Source organism: Blastomonas sp. SL216, from assembly GCA_026625625.1.
Classification (GTDB): domain Bacteria; phylum Pseudomonadota; class Alphaproteobacteria; order Sphingomonadales; family Sphingomonadaceae; genus Blastomonas.
Genome location: CP113055.1, coordinates 2,060,009 through 2,079,648 on the forward strand (window position 1 = coordinate 2,060,009; position 19,640 = coordinate 2,079,648).

20 protein-coding genes and 1 riboswitch are annotated in these 19,640 nt (G+C 63.8%); of the genes, 10 read left to right on the forward strand and 10 right to left on the reverse strand.

Annotated features, from left to right (window positions below; all coding sequences use genetic code 11):
• Positions 1-30 precede the first annotated feature (30 nt).
• The gene (locus tag OU999_09660) at positions 31-1,347 is read right to left on the reverse strand and encodes a dicarboxylate/amino acid:cation symporter (protein WAC22036.1); all 1,317 of its coding nucleotides are present in this window, start codon (positions 1,345-1,347) and stop codon (positions 31-33) included.
• Positions 1,348-1,537: 190 nt separating this feature from the next.
• Between OU999_09660 and OU999_09665 the strand changes: the two genes are divergently transcribed.
• Positions 1,538-2,161, forward strand: coding sequence for a hypothetical protein (locus OU999_09665; GenBank protein ID WAC22037.1), 624 nt, complete (start codon positions 1,538-1,540; stop codon positions 2,159-2,161).
• Positions 2,162-2,173: 12 nt separating this feature from the next.
• On the opposite strand, the gene OU999_09670 is transcribed toward OU999_09665, so the two are convergent.
• The 3 genes from OU999_09670 to OU999_09680 form a co-directional block, all read right to left on the reverse strand.
• Positions 2,174-2,650 (reverse strand): DUF3828 domain-containing protein, encoded by a 477-nt coding sequence (locus OU999_09670; protein WAC22038.1) that lies wholly within the window; start codon positions 2,648-2,650, stop codon positions 2,174-2,176.
• 1,103 nt (positions 2,651-3,753) lie between these two features.
• Positions 3,754-4,218, reverse strand: a complete 465-nt coding sequence (locus OU999_09675; GenBank protein ID WAC22039.1) for a DUF3429 domain-containing protein — start codon at positions 4,216-4,218, stop codon at positions 3,754-3,756.
• 9 nt (positions 4,219-4,227) lie between these two features.
• A complete protein-coding gene (locus OU999_09680; protein WAC22040.1) occupies positions 4,228-5,445 on the reverse strand; it encodes an argininosuccinate synthase in 1,218 nt (405 codons plus the stop codon).
• Positions 5,446-5,648: 203 nt separating this feature from the next.
• On the opposite strand from OU999_09680, the gene OU999_09685 reads away from it, so the two are divergent.
• Positions 5,649-6,725 carry a tetratricopeptide repeat protein gene (locus OU999_09685; GenBank protein WAC22041.1) on the forward strand — a complete coding sequence of 359 codons (1,077 nt, stop codon included), beginning with the start codon at positions 5,649-5,651 and terminating at the stop codon, positions 6,723-6,725.
• On the opposite strand, the gene OU999_09690 is transcribed toward OU999_09685, so the two are convergent.
• Positions 6,726-7,298, reverse strand: coding sequence for a TMEM165/GDT1 family protein (locus OU999_09690; protein WAC22042.1), 573 nt, complete (start codon positions 7,296-7,298; stop codon positions 6,726-6,728).
• Between the two features lie 25 nt (positions 7,299-7,323).
• Positions 7,324-7,504: riboswitch (yybP-ykoY riboswitch) on the reverse strand.
• Positions 7,505-7,542: 38 nt separating this feature from the next.
• Here OU999_09690 and OU999_09695 point away from each other — a divergent pair.
• Both OU999_09695 and OU999_09700 read left to right on the forward strand, forming a co-directional pair.
• Positions 7,543-7,989 carry a DUF1801 domain-containing protein gene (locus tag OU999_09695; GenBank protein WAC22043.1) on the forward strand — a complete coding sequence of 149 codons (447 nt, stop codon included), beginning with the start codon at positions 7,543-7,545 and terminating at the stop codon, positions 7,987-7,989.
• Positions 7,986-8,261: a ribbon-helix-helix domain-containing protein gene (locus tag OU999_09700; protein WAC22044.1), complete on the forward strand. Its 276-nt coding sequence runs from the start codon at positions 7,986-7,988 to the stop codon at positions 8,259-8,261. Before OU999_09695 ends, OU999_09700 begins: the two co-directional genes overlap by 4 nt.
• A gap of 112 nt (positions 8,262-8,373) precedes the next feature.
• Here the strand turns inward: OU999_09700 and murA are convergent, their stop codons facing one another.
• On the reverse strand, positions 8,374-9,657 hold the full coding sequence (gene murA / locus OU999_09705; GenBank protein WAC22045.1) for a UDP-N-acetylglucosamine 1-carboxyvinyltransferase: 1,284 nt from the start codon (positions 9,655-9,657) through the stop codon (positions 8,374-8,376).
• Positions 9,658-9,685: 28 nt separating this feature from the next.
• Here murA and OU999_09710 point away from each other — a divergent pair, with 28 nt between their 5' ends.
• Entirely contained in the window at positions 9,686-11,368 is a 1,683-nt protein-coding gene (locus OU999_09710) for a patatin-like phospholipase family protein (GenBank protein WAC22046.1), read from the forward strand.
• On the opposite strand, the gene clpS is transcribed toward OU999_09710, so the two are convergent.
• On the reverse strand, positions 11,365-11,769 hold the full coding sequence (clpS, locus tag OU999_09715) for an ATP-dependent Clp protease adapter ClpS (protein WAC22047.1): 405 nt from the start codon (positions 11,767-11,769) through the stop codon (positions 11,365-11,367). The two genes, OU999_09710 and clpS, sit on opposite strands and share 4 nt — an antisense overlap.
• Positions 11,770-11,917: 148 nt before the next feature.
• Here clpS and obgE point away from each other — a divergent pair, with 148 nt between their 5' ends.
• The 3 genes from obgE to OU999_09730 all read left to right on the forward strand — a co-directional run bounded on the left by obgE (position 11,918) and on the right by OU999_09730 (position 15,156).
• Positions 11,918-12,976 carry a GTPase ObgE gene (gene obgE, locus OU999_09720; GenBank protein WAC22048.1) on the forward strand — a complete coding sequence of 353 codons (1,059 nt, stop codon included), beginning with the start codon at positions 11,918-11,920 and terminating at the stop codon, positions 12,974-12,976.
• A gap of 129 nt (positions 12,977-13,105) precedes the next feature.
• Positions 13,106-14,245 (forward strand): glutamate 5-kinase, encoded by a 1,140-nt coding sequence (gene proB / locus OU999_09725; protein WAC22049.1) that lies wholly within the window; start codon positions 13,106-13,108, stop codon positions 14,243-14,245.
• The gene (locus OU999_09730; GenBank protein ID WAC22050.1) at positions 14,242-15,156 is read left to right on the forward strand and encodes an NAD(P)H-binding protein; all 915 of its coding nucleotides are present in this window, start codon (positions 14,242-14,244) and stop codon (positions 15,154-15,156) included. The genes proB and OU999_09730 overlap by 4 nt, the downstream gene beginning before the upstream one ends.
• On the opposite strand, the gene OU999_09735 is transcribed toward OU999_09730, so the two are convergent.
• The gene (locus tag OU999_09735; GenBank protein ID WAC22051.1) at positions 15,146-15,733 is read right to left on the reverse strand and encodes a DUF5706 domain-containing protein; all 588 of its coding nucleotides are present in this window, start codon (positions 15,731-15,733) and stop codon (positions 15,146-15,148) included. The genes OU999_09730 and OU999_09735 overlap by 11 nt on opposite strands.
• Before the next feature lie 155 nt (positions 15,734-15,888).
• Here OU999_09735 and OU999_09740 point away from each other — a divergent pair, with 155 nt between their 5' ends.
• Together OU999_09740 and OU999_09745 are read left to right on the forward strand one after the other, a co-directional pair.
• Positions 15,889-16,128 carry an acyl carrier protein gene (locus OU999_09740; protein WAC22052.1) on the forward strand — a complete coding sequence of 80 codons (240 nt, stop codon included), beginning with the start codon at positions 15,889-15,891 and terminating at the stop codon, positions 16,126-16,128.
• 46 nt (positions 16,129-16,174) lie between these two features.
• Positions 16,175-17,374: an aminotransferase class I/II-fold pyridoxal phosphate-dependent enzyme gene (locus tag OU999_09745; GenBank protein WAC22053.1), complete on the forward strand. Its 1,200-nt coding sequence runs from the start codon at positions 16,175-16,177 to the stop codon at positions 17,372-17,374.
• A gap of 19 nt (positions 17,375-17,393) precedes the next feature.
• Here the strand turns inward: OU999_09745 and OU999_09750 are convergent, their stop codons facing one another.
• Positions 17,394-18,401, reverse strand: coding sequence for an inorganic phosphate transporter (locus tag OU999_09750; GenBank protein ID WAC22054.1), 1,008 nt, complete (start codon positions 18,399-18,401; stop codon positions 17,394-17,396).
• 18 nt (positions 18,402-18,419) lie between these two features.
• Entirely contained in the window at positions 18,420-19,544 is a 1,125-nt protein-coding gene (locus OU999_09755; protein WAC25399.1) for a DUF47 family protein, read from the reverse strand.
• Positions 19,545-19,640: the final 96 nt, after the last annotated feature.

The window sequence follows — 19,640 nt, forward strand, 5'->3', positions numbered from 1 at the left end:
GGCCTTTTTCGTGTTTATCTGCAGCAGGGCTTATTCGCCCGCGGCCAAATCCAGTCCACGCTTGCCATGTTCGGGCGTGTCGTGCGGTGCGGGGGGCAGGTCCATTTCCGCGGGCTCCTCCACCTCCAGCATGCCTTCCCATTTGGTGATGACGCTGGTGGCGACGGCGTTGCCGACGACATTGGTGGCGGTGCGGCCCATGTCGAGGAACTGGTCGATGGCCAGGATGATCGCCACGCCCTCCACCGGCAGGCCGAACTGCGCCAATGTACCGGTGATGACCACCAGGCTGGCGCGCGGTACCGCAGCGATGCCCTTGGAGCTGACCATCAGCGTCAGCAGGATGAGGATCTGCGTGCTGATCGACAGATCGATGCCATAAGCCTGCGCGATGAACAGCGTGGCAAAGCTCATGTACATCATCGACCCGTCAAGGTTGAAGCTGTAGCCCAAGGGCAGCATGAAGCCCGAAATGCGGCGCGGCACGCCGAAGCGGTCGAGCTGTTCGAACATCTTGGGCAGCGCGGCCTCGGACGAGGCGGTCGAGAAGGCGATCAGCAGCGGCTCACGGATATAGCGGATGAGCTGCCAGATCTTCCCGCGCAGGAATATCCAGCCCATGGTGAGCAGGATGATCCACAGCAGCACCAGCGAGGCGTAGAATTCGACCAGCAGCTCGAAATAGGTGCCCAGGATGGCAAGGCCGCTGCCCGCGACGACCTTGGCGATCGCGCCGAACACGGCAAAGGGGGCAAAGCGCATCACATAGCCGGTGATCTGCAGCATCATCTCGGCCAGCGCTTCCGATCCGCGCACCAGCGCCGCGCCCTTCTCGCCGATGGCCGACAGGGCCACCCCTGCGAAGATCGAGAAGACCAGGATCTGCAGGATGTTGTTGGTGGCAAGCGCCTCCAGCGCGTTCTTGGGGAAGATCGACAGCGTGAATTCCCACGCGTCGAGCTTCTTCACCTCGCCGACCATCTTGGCCGCTTCCGCCGCCTCGGGGATCGGCGCGCCGACGCCGGGCTGGAACAGGTTGACCATCAGCAGGCCAAGACCGATCGAAATGAAGCTGGCGGTGATGAACCAGGTCAGCGCGCGCACGCCGATGCGGCCCAGCGCGCTGCTGTCCCCCATATGCGCGATGCCGACGACGATGGTAGACAGGACCAGCGGCGCGACCAGCAGCTTGATGAGGTTGAGGAAGATATCGGACAGCAGCTTGAACGTCTTGGTGAGATATTCGAAGGCCGGGCTGTCCGCCGGAACCCCGACATGGACGCCGTACCCGACCGCAACACCCAGCACCATGCCGGCGAAGATATACCAGGTAAGCTTGCGATCCATGTTCCTGCCCTTTTGTCCCTTTCCAGTGTCCTACCGGGCCGCCGGAAATGCGCAACCCTGCGCGTTACGGGCGCAGCCACGGCTCAACCGGAAAAGCGGCAAAGGCGATCGCCTGCGCCGCGCTGGACGAGGCCCATCGCGCTGGCTAGCGTGGGGCGCCGGACCAGACAGAACCACGTGAAAGGGCCGCATGAGCGCCTTTGAATTCTTCTTCAGCTTTTATGGCCTGCTGCTGGGCCTGTCGGTGGCGGAGCTGGTCGGAGGCTTTGCCCGCGTGCTGCACGAACGCCAACGCGTGCGATTCGGCTGGCTGACGCCGTTGCTCGCTCTGTTCGTCGCGGTGGATCTGGTGACGTTCTGGAACCAGGCCTGGGTCTTCTTCCGGGGCGCACCATTCAACCCGGTGCTGCTGCTGCTCGGCCTGCTGGTCGCCGCAACCTTCTACATCGCCGCCAGCGTGACCTTTCCGCGCGTCACCGCTGAAGGAGTCGAGACACGGATCGATCTGGACGACCATTTCTGGGCGCATCGCGGCGTGGTCTTTGGCTGCGTGCTGGCGGCCAATGCGATGGTCTGGCTGTTGCTGGGCGCGCTCGCCATGGCCGACGCTGCCTGGGCTGCGGTCTGGACGATCCGGCTGATCTTCGGCGTGCTATTGTTTGCATCCTGCACCTTCGCGGCCGCCTTTGCGCGCCAGCGCGGTATCGTCATCGCTGCGCTGCTGGTGGTGCTGGGCTATGCTTTGTGGAACATGGCCCGCGCCGCGATGGGGCTGCTGGCGGCAGGAGCATGGGCCCCTGCCACCGGCGGATGACCAGCCGATCGGCTATTTCAGCCCCTTTCGCAGCTTTGCGGCAAAGCTCGGCGTGGTCGGCGTGACAATATCGCTGACGAACCATGTGCCCTTGATCAGCACCAGATCGACCGAATAGCGCACCGGTCCGCCATTGCGCATCTGGACGGTGACGCGCGCTCCGGTCTTGCCCTGGGCGACGACAGCGCTGCTGACCAGCCTGTAATCGCTGCCGGTATCCTGGCAGTCGCAGAACGGCACGGTGTCGATCACGCAGATGCCGCCCTCGGCCGCCGCGCAGGCATCGTCCCTGGCGATCAGCGCCTTGAGCGCAGGCGCATAGCGGGCGGAGCGATAGTCGAAGTCGCCCGGCAGCTTTGCATAGATGCCTTCGACATAGCGCTTTGCGGCCGTGAGTTCGGCAGCAGTCGCGGCGATGGCAGGCGCAGGCATGATCATCGGCATCGCCGCCAAAGCGGCCGCCATCATGACAGGTTTACGGTTGAGCATCGGTCATATCCCCCCAGTCCAGCTTACGGTCTTGATCAGTCGAGCTGGGCACATTGGATCGTGGCTGCCCTCCGCTGACACGGGCACGAGCCTAGACCGCTTGCTGAGATGCATCAATGCATGTCGCCCGCACAGAAGGCCGGCTGGAACATGGAGCGGCGAGTTCGATCGGCCGGACGCAAAACGGGGGCCGACATTGCTGTCGGCCCCCACTGCGCCTGATCCGATCATCGGGAAGCTTTATCCGAAGCCCGTGAAAGCGGTTTCCCGCTTCAAGATGGTCTGTCTGCCGCGCCGCGAGCGGTGGGGCTGACATATCCGTTCCAGGCTTTCGGTGGTCTTGCGCCCGCATCGCTGCTTCGGCTCCACCCTTGCTCCTGATCAACCTTTCCAGGCGTCCGGCTTCGCGCGAGGCTTGGGTCTCGTGGTCCAAAAACCGTCCGTCCCAAGTCCGCGCTCTGCCTGACACTCCTTCCCTTGCGCATCCGGCTCAGTTCATCCGGCCCCTGCAGCACCGTCCAGAAGGACCATGCGCGTTAACCGGTTGTCCTGACCACGATGGCCTGTTCCGGGGCGTCGCACCGGCTGGCTGCTCCATCCAGGTCTTGCGACCCGCATCTTGCCTGCCTGCCGATCATCATCCGTCCATCCGAACCTTTCGAACCGCCCCATCCGCGCCTTCGCATCGCTGCTCGGGTGCCTCGGGACCATCCTTTCCGGCCTGTGCATAACACCTGCCTTCATTCCGTGCCGTTTGCCGTTGCCAGCGCCCGGTGCGGGCGGTCTCTCTGGCCTTCGAAACCCTGCCCCGCATTGCTGCAAGACCTTGTTTTTGTTGGCTTTCAGTCCGCTTTCCGTCTGTCCTTCCGACCTCTTGAAGGTGTCACGAAGCCCGAGTCGCAGCCAGCGAAAACCGCCAAGTTATCCACAGGCAGCGCCGCTTCGCTGTGGATAAAATGGTGGATAGCAATGGATTAAACTGCGCCGGTTCGATTGTTTCATCAGCGCGTAACAAAACCGGTTTTCGGCCAGGGCAGCCGCCGATCGATTCGCGTCCCCCTTCCGTTTCAGGGCGGGGATTCAGGAGCGCGAGCGCGCGACCGTCAGAAAATCGGGATCGCCCCCATTGGCACCACGGCCAGCGCGACCAGGCACGCCACCACGATTCCCGTGACCCGGCTGCGCATGGTGCCATAGGCGCTGTCGGTCGCGCCTGCGCGCACCGCCTGGCGATCGAGCCACCACAGCACGCCAAAGCCCAGCGCGAACAGCAGCGCCGCCTCGTTGAAGGGCACGAACCACAAGGCCGCGCAAGTGCCCAGCACCACCGCATTGCTGGCGATGAACAGATTTGGGGCTACCCGCTGCGGCGCGACCACCTGGATGCCCCACAGCGTCCCCGCCATGAACATCAGGATGGTGAACGCCCAATAGCAGGTGAGGTTCGCCGCGTTGACATCGCCAAAGCCGATGACATGGCTCACCGCACCCGCGATGAATGGCAGCGCGCCCGAATAGGTCAGGCCCTGCATCAGCAGGCGATTGTTTCCGTCTGCCCGCTCCGCCATTGGCCGCGCTCAGCCCTGCCGACGGCCCAGCAGCCGCAGGCGCAGCGCGTTGAGCTTGATAAAGCCTTCCGCATCCTTCTGGTCATAGGCACCGGCATCATCCTCGAACGTCACCACCTTCTCGCTGTACAGCGAGTAAGGCGACTTGCGGCCGACGACCCAGGCATTGCCCTTGTACAGCTTCAGCCGCACCGTGCCGGTGACATGGCTCTGGCTGTGGTCGATCGCCGCCTGCAGCATCTCGCGCTCGGGGCTGAACCACAGGCCGTTATAGATCAGCTCGGCATAGCGCGGGGCGAGTTCGTCCTTGAGGTGGGCAGCGCCACGATCCAGCGTCAGCTGCTCGATGCCGCGATGCGCGATGTGATAGATCGTGCCGCCGGGCGTTTCGTACATGCCGCGCGACTTCATGCCGACGAAGCGGTTTTCCACCAGATCGAGCCGTCCGATGCCGTGCGTCTTGCCGAGCTCATTGAGCTTGGCGAGCAACGTTGCGGGGCTCATGCCCTCGCCGTTCAGCGCGACGCCATCGCCGCGTTCGAAATCGATCGTGATATACTCGGGGGTATCCGGCCCCTCTTCGGGGTGGTTGGTGCGCGAATAGACATAATCGGGGACCTCATCCCACGGATCCTCGAGCACCTTGCCCTCGGACGAGGTGTGCAGCAGATTGGCATCGGTCGAGAACGGCGCCTCGCCGCGCTTGTCCTTCGCGACCGGGATCTGGTGCGCCTCGGCGAATTCGATCAGCCGGGTGCGGCTGGTCAGGTCCCATTCGCGCCAGGGTGCGATCACCTTCACATCGGGGTCGAGCGCATAATAGCCGAGCTCGAAGCGTACCTGATCGTTGCCCTTGCCAGTCGCGCCATGGCTGACGGCATCGGCACCGACCATCTTCGCGATCTCGATCTGGCGCTTGGCGATCAAGGGCCGCGCGATCGAGGTGCCGAGCAGATAGGTGCCTTCGTACAGCGCATTGGCGCGCATCATCGGGAAGACATAGTCGCGCACGAACTCTTCGCGAAGGTCGTCGATGAAGATATGCTCGGGCTTCACGCCCATCATCTGCGCCTTGGCGCGCGCCGGCTCCAGCTCTTCGCCTTGTCCCAGGTCTGCGGTGAAGGTGACGACCTCGCAGCCATAGGTCTGCTGCAGCCATTTCAGGATGACGCTGGTATCCAGACCGCCCGAAAAGGCCAGAACGACACGGTTTACGGATTGAGTCATGCGCGCGGACTTTCTGCAAGAAAGGGTGTTCGCGCGCCGCCTATCAGTGCGACCCCGCAGGGGCAAGTGGGCTGTGCGTCCTGGATGCGCGAATGCGCCCGTGTTGACTTGGTCAGGCGGCACGAATAGTCTTGCCCCCAAGTCGCGGACCACCACCCAGCCTTGTTGCTGGCGTTCAGGATACCGCGCCCATGCCCTCCCGATTGTCCCGTTTTTTCGCCATGCTTGGCCTGACTGCCGTATTGGCAGCGCTGCCCGGCCCGCTACTGGCCGGCTCCGCCCCAGATCCGCAGCGGCTGCACCAGTCGCGCTCCAACTGCCATATTGCCTATGATCTGCTCAGCGAGGCGCTGGAGAAGAATCAGCCGATATCGAACGCGGATATCGCCTGGGCGCAGGCGCATGAGCTCGCCGCCAAGGCCAAGTCCCCCTGCCCCGCGCCAAGCGCTGACCTGGCGCAGCGCGCCACCAACCGCATCATCGCGACCCCCGACGGACTGGCGGTCGCGCGGTCCTATATCGATGGCCAGAATGATGCGGGCGCGATGATGGAAGTCGGCCTGTCGATGTATTCGGGCTATTTCAGCGACCTGACCAAGCAGCAGGGCCTCGACATGGTCAAACGCTCGGCCGAGGGCGGCGACCCGATGGGCATGTATTTCTACGGCGTCGAACTTGCAGGCGGCTCTTATGGGGCGAAGGACATCAAGGGTGGCGTGGCGTGGATGGAAAAGGCCGCTGCTGCCGGGCATATCGACGCCATGCACCGCGCCGCCATCCATTATCACGAAGGCTTGGGCGTGAAGAAGGACGAGAAAAGGGCATTTGCGCTGTTTCGTCAGGCCGCCGAAAACGGGCACGTCTATGCCACCGTCATGGCCTTCACCATGATCGATGAGGGGCGTGGCACCAAGAAGGACTTCGGCCTCGCCTATCGGCTTTCGCGCAACATGGCCGAGCAGGGTGAGGTATATGGCGCGGTGATGGCGGCCTCTGCGCTGCTGCAATCGAAGGACGCCCTCAAGCACGAGACCGAAGTGCTGTACTGGATGGATTATGCGACCCGCAACGGTGACGAAAAGATCCGGTCGATCATGACGCCGCTACGCCCGCAGGTGGCGGCGATCTACAACCGGCCCGCCCCCGTTTCCGCGCCGCGCGACTTCCGCCCGCGGCCGTTCAAGGCTTGCCCGATGAAGACCACCTGCGTCGTCAACCATTATAGCGGACTGAAAAGCTGCACCACCAACAAGGATTACTGGAACGACTGCGACGGATGATCACACCCAGCCCGCCGTCTGCGCCGCGACCCACAGCCCAAGCCCCGCGAACATGATCGCGGCACCGATCTGCAGCGCGCGGATCGGCAGGATGCGCTCGATGCGGTGGCCCAGCAGCACGGCAGGCACATTGGCGACCATCATGCCCAGCGTGGTCCCGGCGGTGACCGCAACGACATTCTGGTAATGCGCGCCCATGGCCACGGTGGCGACCTGCGTCTTGTCGCCCATTTCCACCAGGAAAAAGGCGATCAGCGTGGTGACGAACACCCCGGCCTTGCGCGATTTGGGCTCGTCATCCTCGTCGAACGTGTCGGGGATCAGGGCCCAAAGGCCCATGCCGACAAAGCCTGCGGCAATGGCATAGCGGAAAGCGGGGCTGTCGATCAGCCCGGCGACCTGCTGCCCCACCAGGGCGGCGAGAAAGTGATTGGCCAGAGTCGCGGCAAAGATGCCTGCGATGATCGGCACCGGCTTTTTGAGGCGCGCGGCGAGCAGGATAGCGAGAAGCTGAGTCTTGTCGCCCATTTCGGCGAGCGCGACCAGCGACAGCGAGGCAAGAAAGGCTTCCATCCGACGAGACTTTCAGGGCCGGGCAGCGGGCATGGACACAATGGCACCTTCGCCCCTGCCCGGCCGGACATTGGGTTCAGGTGTCATCGGTCTTGCCGGAAGCCGGACCTTTCGCAAGGCTCCGGAAACCCGCGCACCATGGCCTCTCGGCCAAGTGTGTTGACGCGCGGACCGGTGGCTCCACCGGTTGGCTACTCCCCATCAGACGTGCTAGCCCTTAGGCCTTGATCACGGGGGATGCAAGATGGCGAACACGGGCAACACAACCACGGCAACCGATGCCGATGTGACGGATTATATCGAAGGGCTTGAGCCTGACCGGCGGCGCGAGGAGGCGCAGGTCCTGCTGGCGCTTTATGAGAGAGTCACCGGCGAGCCTGCCAAGATGTGGGGGCCGAGCATGATCGGCTTTGGCGAGTATCACTATACCTACGACAGTGGGCGAAGTGGCACGGCAATGCGATCGGGCTTTGCGCCGCGGAAGGGCAAGCACAGCATCTACCTGATGTGCGGTGATCTCGATCAGGCTTCCGCTGCGCGTTTCGAGGCGCGGCTGGCCAAGCTGGGCAAGCACAAGATGGAAAAGTCATGCCTTTATGTGAACCGGCTCGACCAGATCGATATGGCGGTGCTCGAAGAGATCATCGCCGACAATATCGCTGAGATGAACCGGCTGTACCCCCCTAAGTGACCACGACGGATGATCTCTATCGCGGCCCGGTCAAGCGCAGCATCCAGATTGCCGGGCACCTGACCTCGGTCAGCCTGGAACCCTTGTTCTGGGACTTGCTGAAAGCCGCAGCAGAGGCGCGCGCGCTGCCGTTGAACGCGCTGGTCGCGCAGATCGATGTCGAGAGGATCGCAGCCGACGATCCGCCGAACCTGGCCAGCGCGATCCGGCTTTGGCTGGTGCGGGATCTGGTGGACTATGTCTCCCCTCCCGCTGGCGGGAGGGGTGGCTGAGGCGGAGCCGCAGCCGGGGTGGGAATGACCGCCGGTTGTGCTCCCAGCCCACCCCGGTCCGGCTGGCCGGACCTGCCCCTCCCGCAAGCGGGAGGGGAGAAATTTCAGCTTATCAATCGCCGCCGACGCGTTCGATATCCGCGCCGACCGCCTGGAGCTTTTCCTCGAGCCGTTCATAGCCGCGATCGAGGTGATAGACCCGGTTGACCTCGGTCTCGCCCTCTGCCGCGAGCCCGGCAATAATCAGGCTCATAGAGGCGCGCAGGTCGGTGGCCATGACCGGTGCGCCGACCATCCGCTCGACGCCATGGACCACCGCGGTGCGGCCCTTGACCTCGATATGCGCGCCCATTCGGTTGAGTTCGGGCACGTGCATGTAGCGGTTCTCGAAGATCGTCTCGGTGAGCACGCTGGCGCCCTGCGCCATGCACAGCATCGCCATGAACTGCGCCTGCATGTCGGTGGCAAAGCCGGGGAACGGCGCGGTCGACAGCGTCAGCGCCTGCAGCTTGCCGTTGGGCCGCACCGCGATGCCGTCGGCGATTTCCTCGCAATGGACACCCGCCTGGCGCAGCGCGGCGATGGTGGCTTCCATCTCGTCCAGCTTCGCGCCGATCAGGTCGAGCGGGCTGCCGGTGATCGCGGCGGCGCAGGCATAGCTGCCCGCCTCGATCCGGTCGGCCATAACGCGATAGGTCGCGCCGTGCAGCCGGTCCTTGCCATGGATGACCAGAGTCGATCCGCCAATCCCCTCGATGTTCGCGCCCATTGCGACCAGCAGGTTGCACAGGTCGACAATCTCGGGCTCGCGCGCAGCATTGCGCAGCGTCGACGTGCCCTTGGCGAGCACGGCGGCCATCAGCGCATTCTCGGTCGCGCCGACCGACACCACGGGAAAGCCGAAATCGCCACCGGGCAGCCCGCCCTTGGGCGCGCGCGCGGTGACATAGCCTGCGGTAATCTCGATCTCCGCGCCCAGGGCTTCCAGCGCCTTCAGGTGCAGGTCGATAGGCCGGTTGCCGATGGCGCAGCCGCCGGGCAGCGACACGGTCGCCTCGCCCGCGCGCGCCAGCAAGGGACCGAGGACCAGGATCGAGGCGCGCATCTTGCGCACGATGTCATAAGGCGCGACGGTCGCGGTAACCCGGCCCGCGCGCAGCGTCATCACCCGGCCGAAATCCTCGGGCCGTGCACCTTCGATCATCGTCGAAACGCCCAGTTGGTTGAGCAGATGGCCAAAGCTGTCGACATCGGCCAGACGCGGCAGATTGCGCAGCGTCAGCGGCTCATCGGTCAGCAGCGCGCAAGGCAGCAGCGTCAGTGCGCTGTTCTTGGCCCCTGAGATGGGAATACGGCCGGAGAGCGACTTGCCGCCGCGGATGATGATCTTGTCCATCGCCGCTGTTTAGCGTCTGGACGGGCAGGTGCAAGAGGGCGCGGGCGCCCTGCACATCCCGAAGGCGCAACGCCGCTGCGATCGAATATTGCGTCGCCCCATTGAATCATCGCAAGCCGCTTCGTGCTTGTATAAATACAGAAATGGACGCACCATTATTTTTTCTTTTCTACGCGGGGGTAGAATGATGAAATATGCGGCCAAATGCACCGTGGGTCTGCTGGCGCTGATGACTGGTGGTTGTGCAAGTCTCGGCATCAAGTCCGTGCCATGGCCGACATATACGGCAGTCGTCGACAATCTCGACGTCAAGTTCGCGCGCAGCAATCCGAAGATCGACCCGGCACTTGCCCCCGGATTGCACACCAGGGACATGGCCGCCGATGGCAAGCTGATCGGGCTTGCCGTGTCGGGCGGCGGCGCCAGGGCGGCCAGCTACACGCTCGGCGTTCTCGCCGAACTGCAGAAATTGCCTGCAGGATCGAAGGGCAGTGCGCTCGACCAGATCGACTTCATCTCCTCGAACTCGGGCGGAAGCTGGGCGGTCGCAACATGGCTGGCACAGGCTTCGGCCAACGGCGGGGCGTACAGTCTGGCTGACAACAAGATCACAATTCTGAAAAAATTCAAAAATTTGACCAAGAAAAGAGTAACCTGCCTCAGCGCCATGCTCGGAGAAACGGCCATTGGCACCGGCAATTTCGGCGATATCTACAAGGCTGGCGCACCCGGGAAATTGCCCGCGGTTTTCTTCAACGCTGCGCTGCTTCCCGCCCAGGCGCCGTTTGTCTTCACCGACGGCTTTTTGAAGCATTATCAGGTCGAGAGCATCACGACCTGCAAGCAGAGCGGCAAAACCCCTGCCCGCTCGCTGAAGGAAGTGTCGATCGCGATTGCCGCCGCCTCCAGCGGATCGGTGCCCGGCTTTTACGCCGCATTTGCCGAGACCCGGCTCTGCCAAAAGCAGAGCCCCTGGCAGGGATCGTCATTCTGCCGCAGCAAGGCAGCTTCCGACCCTGTCGCCTATATCCGCATTGCCGATGGCGGCATCTACGACAATATCGGCTACAAGACCGGCTACGAGATCATGCACAGCCTGAAAAAGGACGCGGGCATTGCGCATCGCGGCATGATCATCGTCAACTCCAATACATCGATTGACGAGAAGATCGTGAAGAAGAGCGCTCGAACGAGCAATTTCCTCGGCTCGATGGCCGCCAATGGCCTGTTTGCGGTTCAGGACTCCACCTTCGACAGGATGCGGCACCCGCTGTTCGACGCGGTGGGCGTATCCGATATCGCCTTGCTTGATTTCTTCAGTGTCTCAGGATTCGGCGGATCGCAGGATGACGTCAGGGTGCTGAAAGACCTGAAATTTCTCGCCTATTACGCTGCCAGAAATGTGGGCTGCCTGAAGGCAGACGGTCAGCTCGACAAAGGAGACCAGTCCGACTGGCCAAGCGATGACAAGATACCCGAAGTATCCGATAGCCTGAAACAGCTGACAGACAGGCCGGGGGATTGTTATTCGGAAAATTTCTATCGGGCCGGCAATCGGAACAAGACGACCTATAAATTCAGCTGGGTGCTTTCAAACGCGATGTGGGAACTTGGCCAGCTTACCGTCCGCAAGAACTGCCCCGCGATCCTGAAGGCCACCGGCACGCCCGACGCCGAGATTGCGCCCGCTTGCGCGAAGCTAATCGCTTAGACCTTTTCAAGCGTGCATTGCAGCGGGTGCTGGTTCTGCCGCGCGAAGTCCATGACCTGATTCACCTTGGTCTCGGCGACCTCATAGGTGAAGATGCCGCACACGCCGACGCCCTTCTGGTGGACGTGCAGCATTACCCGCGTCGCCTCGTCCATGTTCATGCTGAAGAAGCGCTTGAGCACGAGCACGACGAATTCCATCGGCGTGTAATCGTCGTTCAGCATCAGCACCTTGTACTGGCTGGGCTTTTTCGATTTGGCGCGGGTCTTGACCGCAATCCCGATATCGGGCGGGCCGTCATCCTCGCGATCAGGCCCCGCGCGCACCACGGGACCGGCATCGCCCGCCACAGGAGTAGCGGGACGCCGGGTCGGCGCGAAAAGGTTGGTCGGGGTGGTCATAGATATACCGGAATATCGTATTTCGCGCCTGTCAGGCAAGGGGGCGCTGTGAAATTGCAACGCGACGCTGGATCGCCCTGACGCAGCCGCTCTCTGCCGGAATCGGTTGCTCTGGCCTTTCGCGCCACTTTCCGTTAGGGGCGCGGCCATGCATTTTCTCGATCAAGCCAAGATTTTCATACGTTCCGGTGCGGGCGGACAGGGCGCTGTGTCCTTTCGCCGCGAAAAATATGTCGAATATGGCGGCCCTGATGGCGGCAATGGCGGCAAGGGCGGCGACATCATCTTCGAAGCGATCAGCGGTCTCAACACCCTGATCGACTTTCGCTACACCCAGCATTTCAAGGCCCAGCGCGGCTCCGGCGGCATGGGCCGCAACCGGACCGGCGCGGGCGGCGACGATCTGGTGATCAAGGTGCCCGTGGGCACCCAGATCCTGAGCGAGGACAAGGAAGAGGTGCTCGCCGACTTCACCCATGCTGGGCAGCGGATCACCCTGCTGCGCGGCGGCGATGGCGGTCGCGGCAACCTCAGCTATTCCAGCAGCACCAATCGCGCCCCGCGCCAGCACGGCCCCGGCTATCCCAGCCGCGAGATGTACGTCTGGCTGCGCTTGAAGCTGATGGCCGATGCGGGCCTTGTCGGCCTGCCCAATGCCGGCAAGTCGACCTTCATCAACCAGGTGACCAACACCCAGGCGAAGGTCGGCGATTATCCGTTCACCACCTTGCGCCCGCAGCTGGGCGTGGTGCAGCACCGCAACCGCGAGTTCGTGCTGGCGGATATTCCCGGCCTGATCGAGGGCGCGGCCGAGGGTGCGGGGATTGGCGACCGGTTCCTTGGCCATATCGAGCGCTGCCAGGTGCTGATCCATCTGATCGACGCGCATGGCGACGATCCGGTCGAAGCGATGCGCATCGTGGACGCCGAGCTGGAAAATTACGGTGCCGGGCTTGATGAAAAGCCCAAGCTGGTTGCGCTCAACAAGGGCGATCTGCTCGACGACGAGTTGATGAAGCATTTTGCAGCCGAACTCATCGCCGCCGGAGCGGACCGGGTGTTCCCCGTCTCGGGCGCCACCGGCGCGGGTATTTCGGACCTGTTCGACGCGCTGCTCGAATATCTGCCGCACGATACCGCGACCGAGAAGCCCGAGGGCGTGGACCCGAACGCAGACCGTGAACCGGGGACATGGTCGCCGGTCTGAATTCAACCACGCGCACCCGTCTCTTCCGTCACCCCCGCGCAGGCGGGGGTCCCGCTAGACGGGCAGCCCCAGGTGACAAAGCGGGATTCCCGCTTTTGCGGGAATGACGGGGAAGGAAGAATTGGATTAATGACCGCACCGCCCTTGCCTGCCTCCCCGCTCTCCCCCGCCACCTGCCCCGTTCTGGTCGTGAAGGTGGGCTCTGCGCTGCTGGTCGCGCCGGAGGGCAAGGTGCGGCGCGAATGGCTCGCGTCGCTGGTCGCTGATATTGCCGCGCGGATCGCCGCAGGGCAGCGGATCGTGATCGTCTCGTCGGGCGCGATTGCGCTGGGTGCGCGGCGGCTGGGCCTGCCCAAGGGTGGCCGCGCCAGCCTGGAGGACGCGCAGGCTTCCGCTGCGACCGGTCAGATCGCGCTCAGCCAGTGCTGGGCCGAACTGCTCGGCGAACACGGGATCACCGCGGCGCAGATGCTGGTGACGCTCGACGATCTGGAAGACCGCCGCCGCTTCCTCAACGCCTCGGCGACGCTGCGGCGGCTGATCGCGCTCGATGTCGTGCCGGTGATCAACGAGAATGATTCGGTCGCGACCGAGGAAATCCGCTTCGGCGACAATGACCGGCTGGCCGCGCGCATCGCCCAGGCAGCAGGCGCAGGCGGCGTGGTGCTGCTGTCCGATGTCGACGGCCTCTATACTGCCAACCCGAACAGCGATCCCGATGCCAGGCTGGTCGAGAGCGTCGCGCGGATCGATGCGCGCATCCGCGCCATGGCCGATGGCGGCTCGGCCTCCGGCATGGGCTCGGGCGGCATGCTTTCCAAGCTGGAAGCCGCGCGGATCGCGACCAGCGCAGGCGCGCATCTGGCCATCGCCAATGGAACGCACGATCATCCGCTCGAGCGGCTCGAAACGACCGGGCGCTGCACCGTGTTCACCGCCGGTAAGCAGGGCAAGGGCCGCAAATTGTGGCTGGCGGGCCGCATGACCGCACGTGGTCGGATCCTGGTCGACGCAGGCGCGATGCAGGCGCTGGCCAAGGGCTCCAGCCTGTTGCCCGCTGGCGCCACCGCCATCGAGGGCCGGTTCGCACGCGGCGATGTGATCGAGATCGCGTCCATCGGCGGCGAGATCATCGCCCGCGGGCTCAGCGAATATGACGCTGCGGACGCCGCGCGGATCATCGGGCTGCGCAGCGACGCGATTGCCGAGATACTGGGCTATGCCCCGCGCAGCGCGCTGGTCCACCGCGATCAGATGGTGCTGCTATGAGCGTGATCGCGATGACCGGGGGCACCGGCTTTGTCGGCGGTGCGACCATCGAGGCGGCGCTGGCCCAGGGCCATGCGGTGCGCGCGCTGACCCGCAGGTCCCAGCAAGAGCGCGAGGGTGTCACCTGGGTCGAAGGCGCGCTGGACGACCCGGCGAGCCTCGAGCGGCTGTGCGCGGGCGCGGATGTGGTGCTGCACATTGCCGGCGTGGTCAACGCGCCCGACCGCGCGGGCTTTGTCGCGGGCAATATCACCGGTACAGAGAACATGCTTGCAGCGGCAAAGGCTGCGGGCGTCGGCCGCTTCATCCATGTCTCGTCGCTGGCCGCGCGCGAGCGCAACCTCTCCAACTATTGCTGGTCCAAGGCCGAGGCGGAGGACCGGGTCACCGCCTCAGACCGCGACTGGATGATGGTGCGCCCGCCCGCAGTTTATGGTCCCGGCGATACCGAGATGCTCGACCTGTTCCGCATGGCGGCAAAGGGGCTCGTCATGCTTCCCCCCAGCGGGCGGATGTCGGTGATCCATGTCGCCGATCTGGCGGCCCTGCTGGTGCGGCTGGCAGGCGGCGCGGGCGATATTCACGCGATCTACGAGGCCGATGACGGAACACCGCAGGGCTGGAGCCATGAGGGCTTTGCCGATGCGCTGGGCCGGGCAGTGGGCCGCAAGGTGCGCACCGCGCGCGCGCCGAAGCTCGGCCTGTTCATGGCAGCGCGTGCCGACCGCTTCCTGCGCGGCAAAAAGGCGAAGCTGACGCCAGATCGCGCCCGCTATATCGCGCATAGCGACTGGACGTCGGACCCGCTGCGCCGCCCGCCGCGCGATCTGTGGCAGCCGGACATCGCCACGCCCAAGGGGCTGGCCGAGACCGCGCGCTGGTATCGCGCTAAGGGCTGGCTCAAACCCTGATGATCGGGTGGCCCAGCGCCATTTCGACGATGAACAGCGCAAAGGTGATCGTCAGGCCGATCAGGAACAGCCGATAGGCGAGGCCCAGATAGCGATATTTCTTGTGCTGCAGGATCATGCCGTTCTGGTGGATATCGCGCAGCATCGTGCGGAAGATCGTCTCGTCCATGTGCAGCTGGTCGATCACCAGATCGGCAAAATCATCTTCGGTCATCTGCGAGAAATTGCCGAAGAACATGAAGTTGGTGGACCCGGGCGGTACATCGGCCCTGGGCTTGGGGGTGCCGCGCACCGATGGCAGGATCGCGAAAACCGCGCACATGGCCGAGAGAAAGGCAAACAGTGCCAGCACCATCAGCGGCAGGCTGACATTGCCGCCGCGCGCCTGACCGACCGCGATGGTGAACACGACAAAGGTCGCGCCCATCAGAATGCTCGCCTTCTGATCGGCCATCTGGCTGAGCGAAAGGTTGGTCTGCACCGATGTCCGGACAAGGTGGATGGCGTGCGGCGAAAAGGTGTGCGGCGTCTGCGGCCAGGGGCTTGGGATCGCCGGACGGCCTGGATCGACTCGCATTTTCGTGACACCCTCTTCCATGACAGATTGATGACATAGCAGCACTGCGCTTGACAAGCGCCACCGCACTGCCCTTCTGGCTGCAACAAGCTGCCGCGATTGTGCCGCAATCGCGCGGCATGGGCACAAGCAACCGTTCCGCATGAAAGCAAGCCATGACCGACACCGCCATTTATGACCGCATCGCTGCGCAGATCGAGCCTTTCAACAAGAAGGGCGTTGCGCTGACCGAGAGCACCACCTTCGCGTCCGACCTGGAATGGGACAGCCTGACCGTCATGGATTTCGTCGCGGCGATCGAGGACGAATTCGACATCATCATCACCATGAACATGCAGGCCGAGATCGAGACCGTCGGCCAGCTGGTCGCTGCGGTCGAGAAGCTGACCGCCTGACCTGCGCTATCTTGCGCCCCCTCCCCAGCCTTATAGAGACCCCCAGATGACCGACCTGTTTTCCAAGTTCGACGCCCTGATCGGCGAGCGCGAGGCCCTGCTGTCCACCGGCGTGCGCGATCCCTTCTCGCTGGTGATGGAATCGGTCAAATCGCCGACAGTGGCGATGTGCAACGGCAAGGAGACGATCCTGCTGGGCACGTACAACTATATGGGCATGACCTTCGACCCCGACGTTCTGGATGCCGGCAAGACCGCACTCGACAATTTCGGATCGGGCACCACCGGCAGCCGCGTGCTCAACGGCACCTATGCCGGGCACCGCGAGTGCGAGGAAGCGCTGAAGGAATTCTACGGGATGGACCATGCGATGGTCTTTTCCACCGGCTATCAGGCGAACCTGGGCATCATCTCGACCATGGCGGGCAAGGAGGATTACATCATCCTCGATATCGACAGCCATGCCTCGATCTATGATGGCTGCGCGCTCGGCAATGCCCAGATCGTCGCCTTCCGCCACAATGATGTCGAGGCGCTGGAAAAGCGGCTGAAGCGGCTGCCCCCCGAGGCTGGCAAGCTGGTGGTGCTCGAAGGCGTCTATTCGATGCTGGGCGATATCGCGCCGCTCAAGGAAATGGTCGCCGTGTCCAAGGCTGCTGGCGCGATGGTGCTGGTGGACGAAGCGCATTCGATGGGCTTTATCGGCGAGCATGGCCGGGGCGTTGCCGAAGCTGCAGGCGTGATCGACGATGTCGATTTCATCATCGGCACCTTCAGCAAGTCGGTCGGCACCGTCGGCGGCTTCTGCGTGTCGAACCACCCGAAGTTCGAGGTGCTGCGCCTGGTCTGCCGCCCCTATGTGTTCACCGCCAGCCTGCCGCCGAGCGTGGTCGCCACCGCCGCGACCAGCATCCGCAAGCTGATGCACGCCGGCAACAAGCGCGCGCATCTGTGGGAGAATTCCAAGCGCCTGCACCAGGGCCTGCGCGATCTGGGCTTTGCGCTCGGTACGCCCGAAGCGCAGAGCGGCATCATCGCGGTGATCATGCCCGACATGCTTAAGGGCGCGCAGATGTGGGAAGCGCTGCTCGATCGCGGCCTGTACGTCAACCTCGCCCGTCCGCCGGCAACCCCCGCCGGCATGACGCTGCTGCGCTGCTCGCTATGCGCCGAACATTCGGCCGAGCAGGTGACGCAGATCCTGGGCATTTTCGAGGCTGCAGGCAAGCAGGTGGGCATCGTCTGATCGCCAGCCTCTGAGCCGATCAGCCCCAGATCGTCGTCAGCCAGTAGAAGAGCGCACCGACCGCCGCCGAGGCGGGGATGGTGATCAGCCACGCGACAACCACGCGGCCGGCAACGCCCCAGCGCACCGCCGAGGCGCGGCGCGCCGCGCCCACGCCGACCACGCAGCCGGTAATGGTGTGCGTGGTCGAGACGGGAATGCCGAACGCGGTGGCGGCAAACAGCATCACCGATCCGCCGGAAGAGGCGCAGAAACCCTGCTGGTGCGACAGCTTGGTGATGCGCGTGCCCATCGTCTCGATGATCTTCCATCCGCCCGACATGGTGCCGAGCGCAATCGCGATATAGCAGCTCAGCACCACCCATTGCGGCACGGCAAATTCGCCTTCCAGCATGCCCTGCGAATAGAGCAGCACGGTGATGATCCCCATCGTCTTCTGCGCATCATTGGCGCCGTGGCCCAGCGAATAGGCGGCGGACGAGACCAGATGGAGCCGCTTGAACACGCTCTCTGCCCGGTTGGCGGTGGCCCGCACGAATATCCAGGATGTCGCGATCACCAGCAGGATCGACAGGATCATGCCCAGCGTCGGCGACAGGATGATGGCAGACGCGGTCTTGAGCACGCCCGACCAGACGATGCCGTCCAGCCCTGCCCGCATGATGCCCGCGCCGATCAGCCCGCCGACCAGCGCGTGGCTCGACGAGGACGGGATTCCCTTCCACCAGGTCACCACGTTCCAGAACATCGCCCCGACCAGCGCGCCGAAGATCACCTGCGGATCGACGATATCGGCATCGATAATGCCCTTGCCGATGGTCTCTGCCACCTTCAGCCCGAACACCCAATAGGCGGCAAAGTTGAAGAATGCGGCGAACAGCACCGCATGCACGGGCTTGAGCAACCGGGTCGACACGACCGTCGCGATCGAGTTCGCCGCATCGTGCAGGCCGTTGAGGAAATCGAACGCCAGTGCGAGCGCGATCAGCGCGATCAGCAGCGGCATGGCGATGATGGTCGTTTCCATGGGATCGGTGCTGGCGCGTCAGGCGTGATCGATGACGAGGCCGTCAATCTCGTTGGCGACATCCTCGAACCGGTCGACCACCCGCTCGAGATGCATGAACAGCTCGCGACCGACGGTGAACTGGATCGGGCTGGTCGCGCCATGCTCCTTGTAGAGCGCCTTCAGGCCGCGCGCATGGATCTCGTCGGCATGGCCTTCCATGATCACCAGCCGCTCGGTCAGCTCGTGCAGCCGCTGGGCATTGCGGTTGACCTGGCGCAGCAGCGGCAGCGCCTCGACCGTGATCCGCGCGCAATCGACGATGATCGCGGCGATATCCTTCATTTCCTGCTTGAACTCGGTCACCTCATAGAGGTCTATCGCACCGGCGGTCTTCTGCATCTCGTCGATGGCATCGTCCATCGCGCCGATCAGGCTGGTGATCGCGCTGCGGTCGAACGGGGTGAGGAAGGTGCGGCGAACGGTCTGCAGCACCTCGCGGGTGATCTGGTCCGCCTCATGCTCGCGCTCGACCAGTTCCTGGACATGGTCGGCCATGCCCGGCCCGCCATTGAGCAGCCGTGCCAGCGCGTTCGAGCCCGACAACAGGGTGAGCGCATGCGCCTCGAACAGTTCGAAGAAATTGCCCTGCTTGGGCAACAGGGCCTGGACCCATTGGAAAACCGCCATCTTGGGTGATGCCTTTTGCGTGTCTGGAAGGAAGCCGGTCTTGGCAATGCGGCGATCGGATTCGCTCGCGCGGAAACGGCGGATCAGTTCGGCCAGCTCGGGTTCGTCGACCATCTGCGCGGCCTCTTCCAGCGAGAACCACTGCCGGTCGCGCTGATCCTGCTCTTCCCATTCGTCGAGCACATCGGTCACCGAAAACGGAAACACCTCAACGGTGACGTTGAGCATCGCGCCGTTCTTGCGCTTCTTGCGGTAGCGATAGCTGCCAAGCGGTGTCGGACAGGCCGCGCCCTTGACGCCAGCCTCTTCCTCCGCCTCGTGCGCGGCGGCGGCATGGGGCTGCAGTCCCTCGATCATATTGCCTTTGGGCAGCACCCAGCGCCGCGTCTCGCGCGAGGTGACGAGCAGGACCGTCACCGGCGCGTTCACATCATCGCGCGCGGTGCGATAAGGCAGTGCAGCTATCTGGCGAATGGTGGATCCCCCGTAACAAAACGGTCGCATATCTGTAACAAATGCCGGTGCAAAGCGATTTTTGCGGATTTTGGGGCCATGCGAGACGGCTACCCA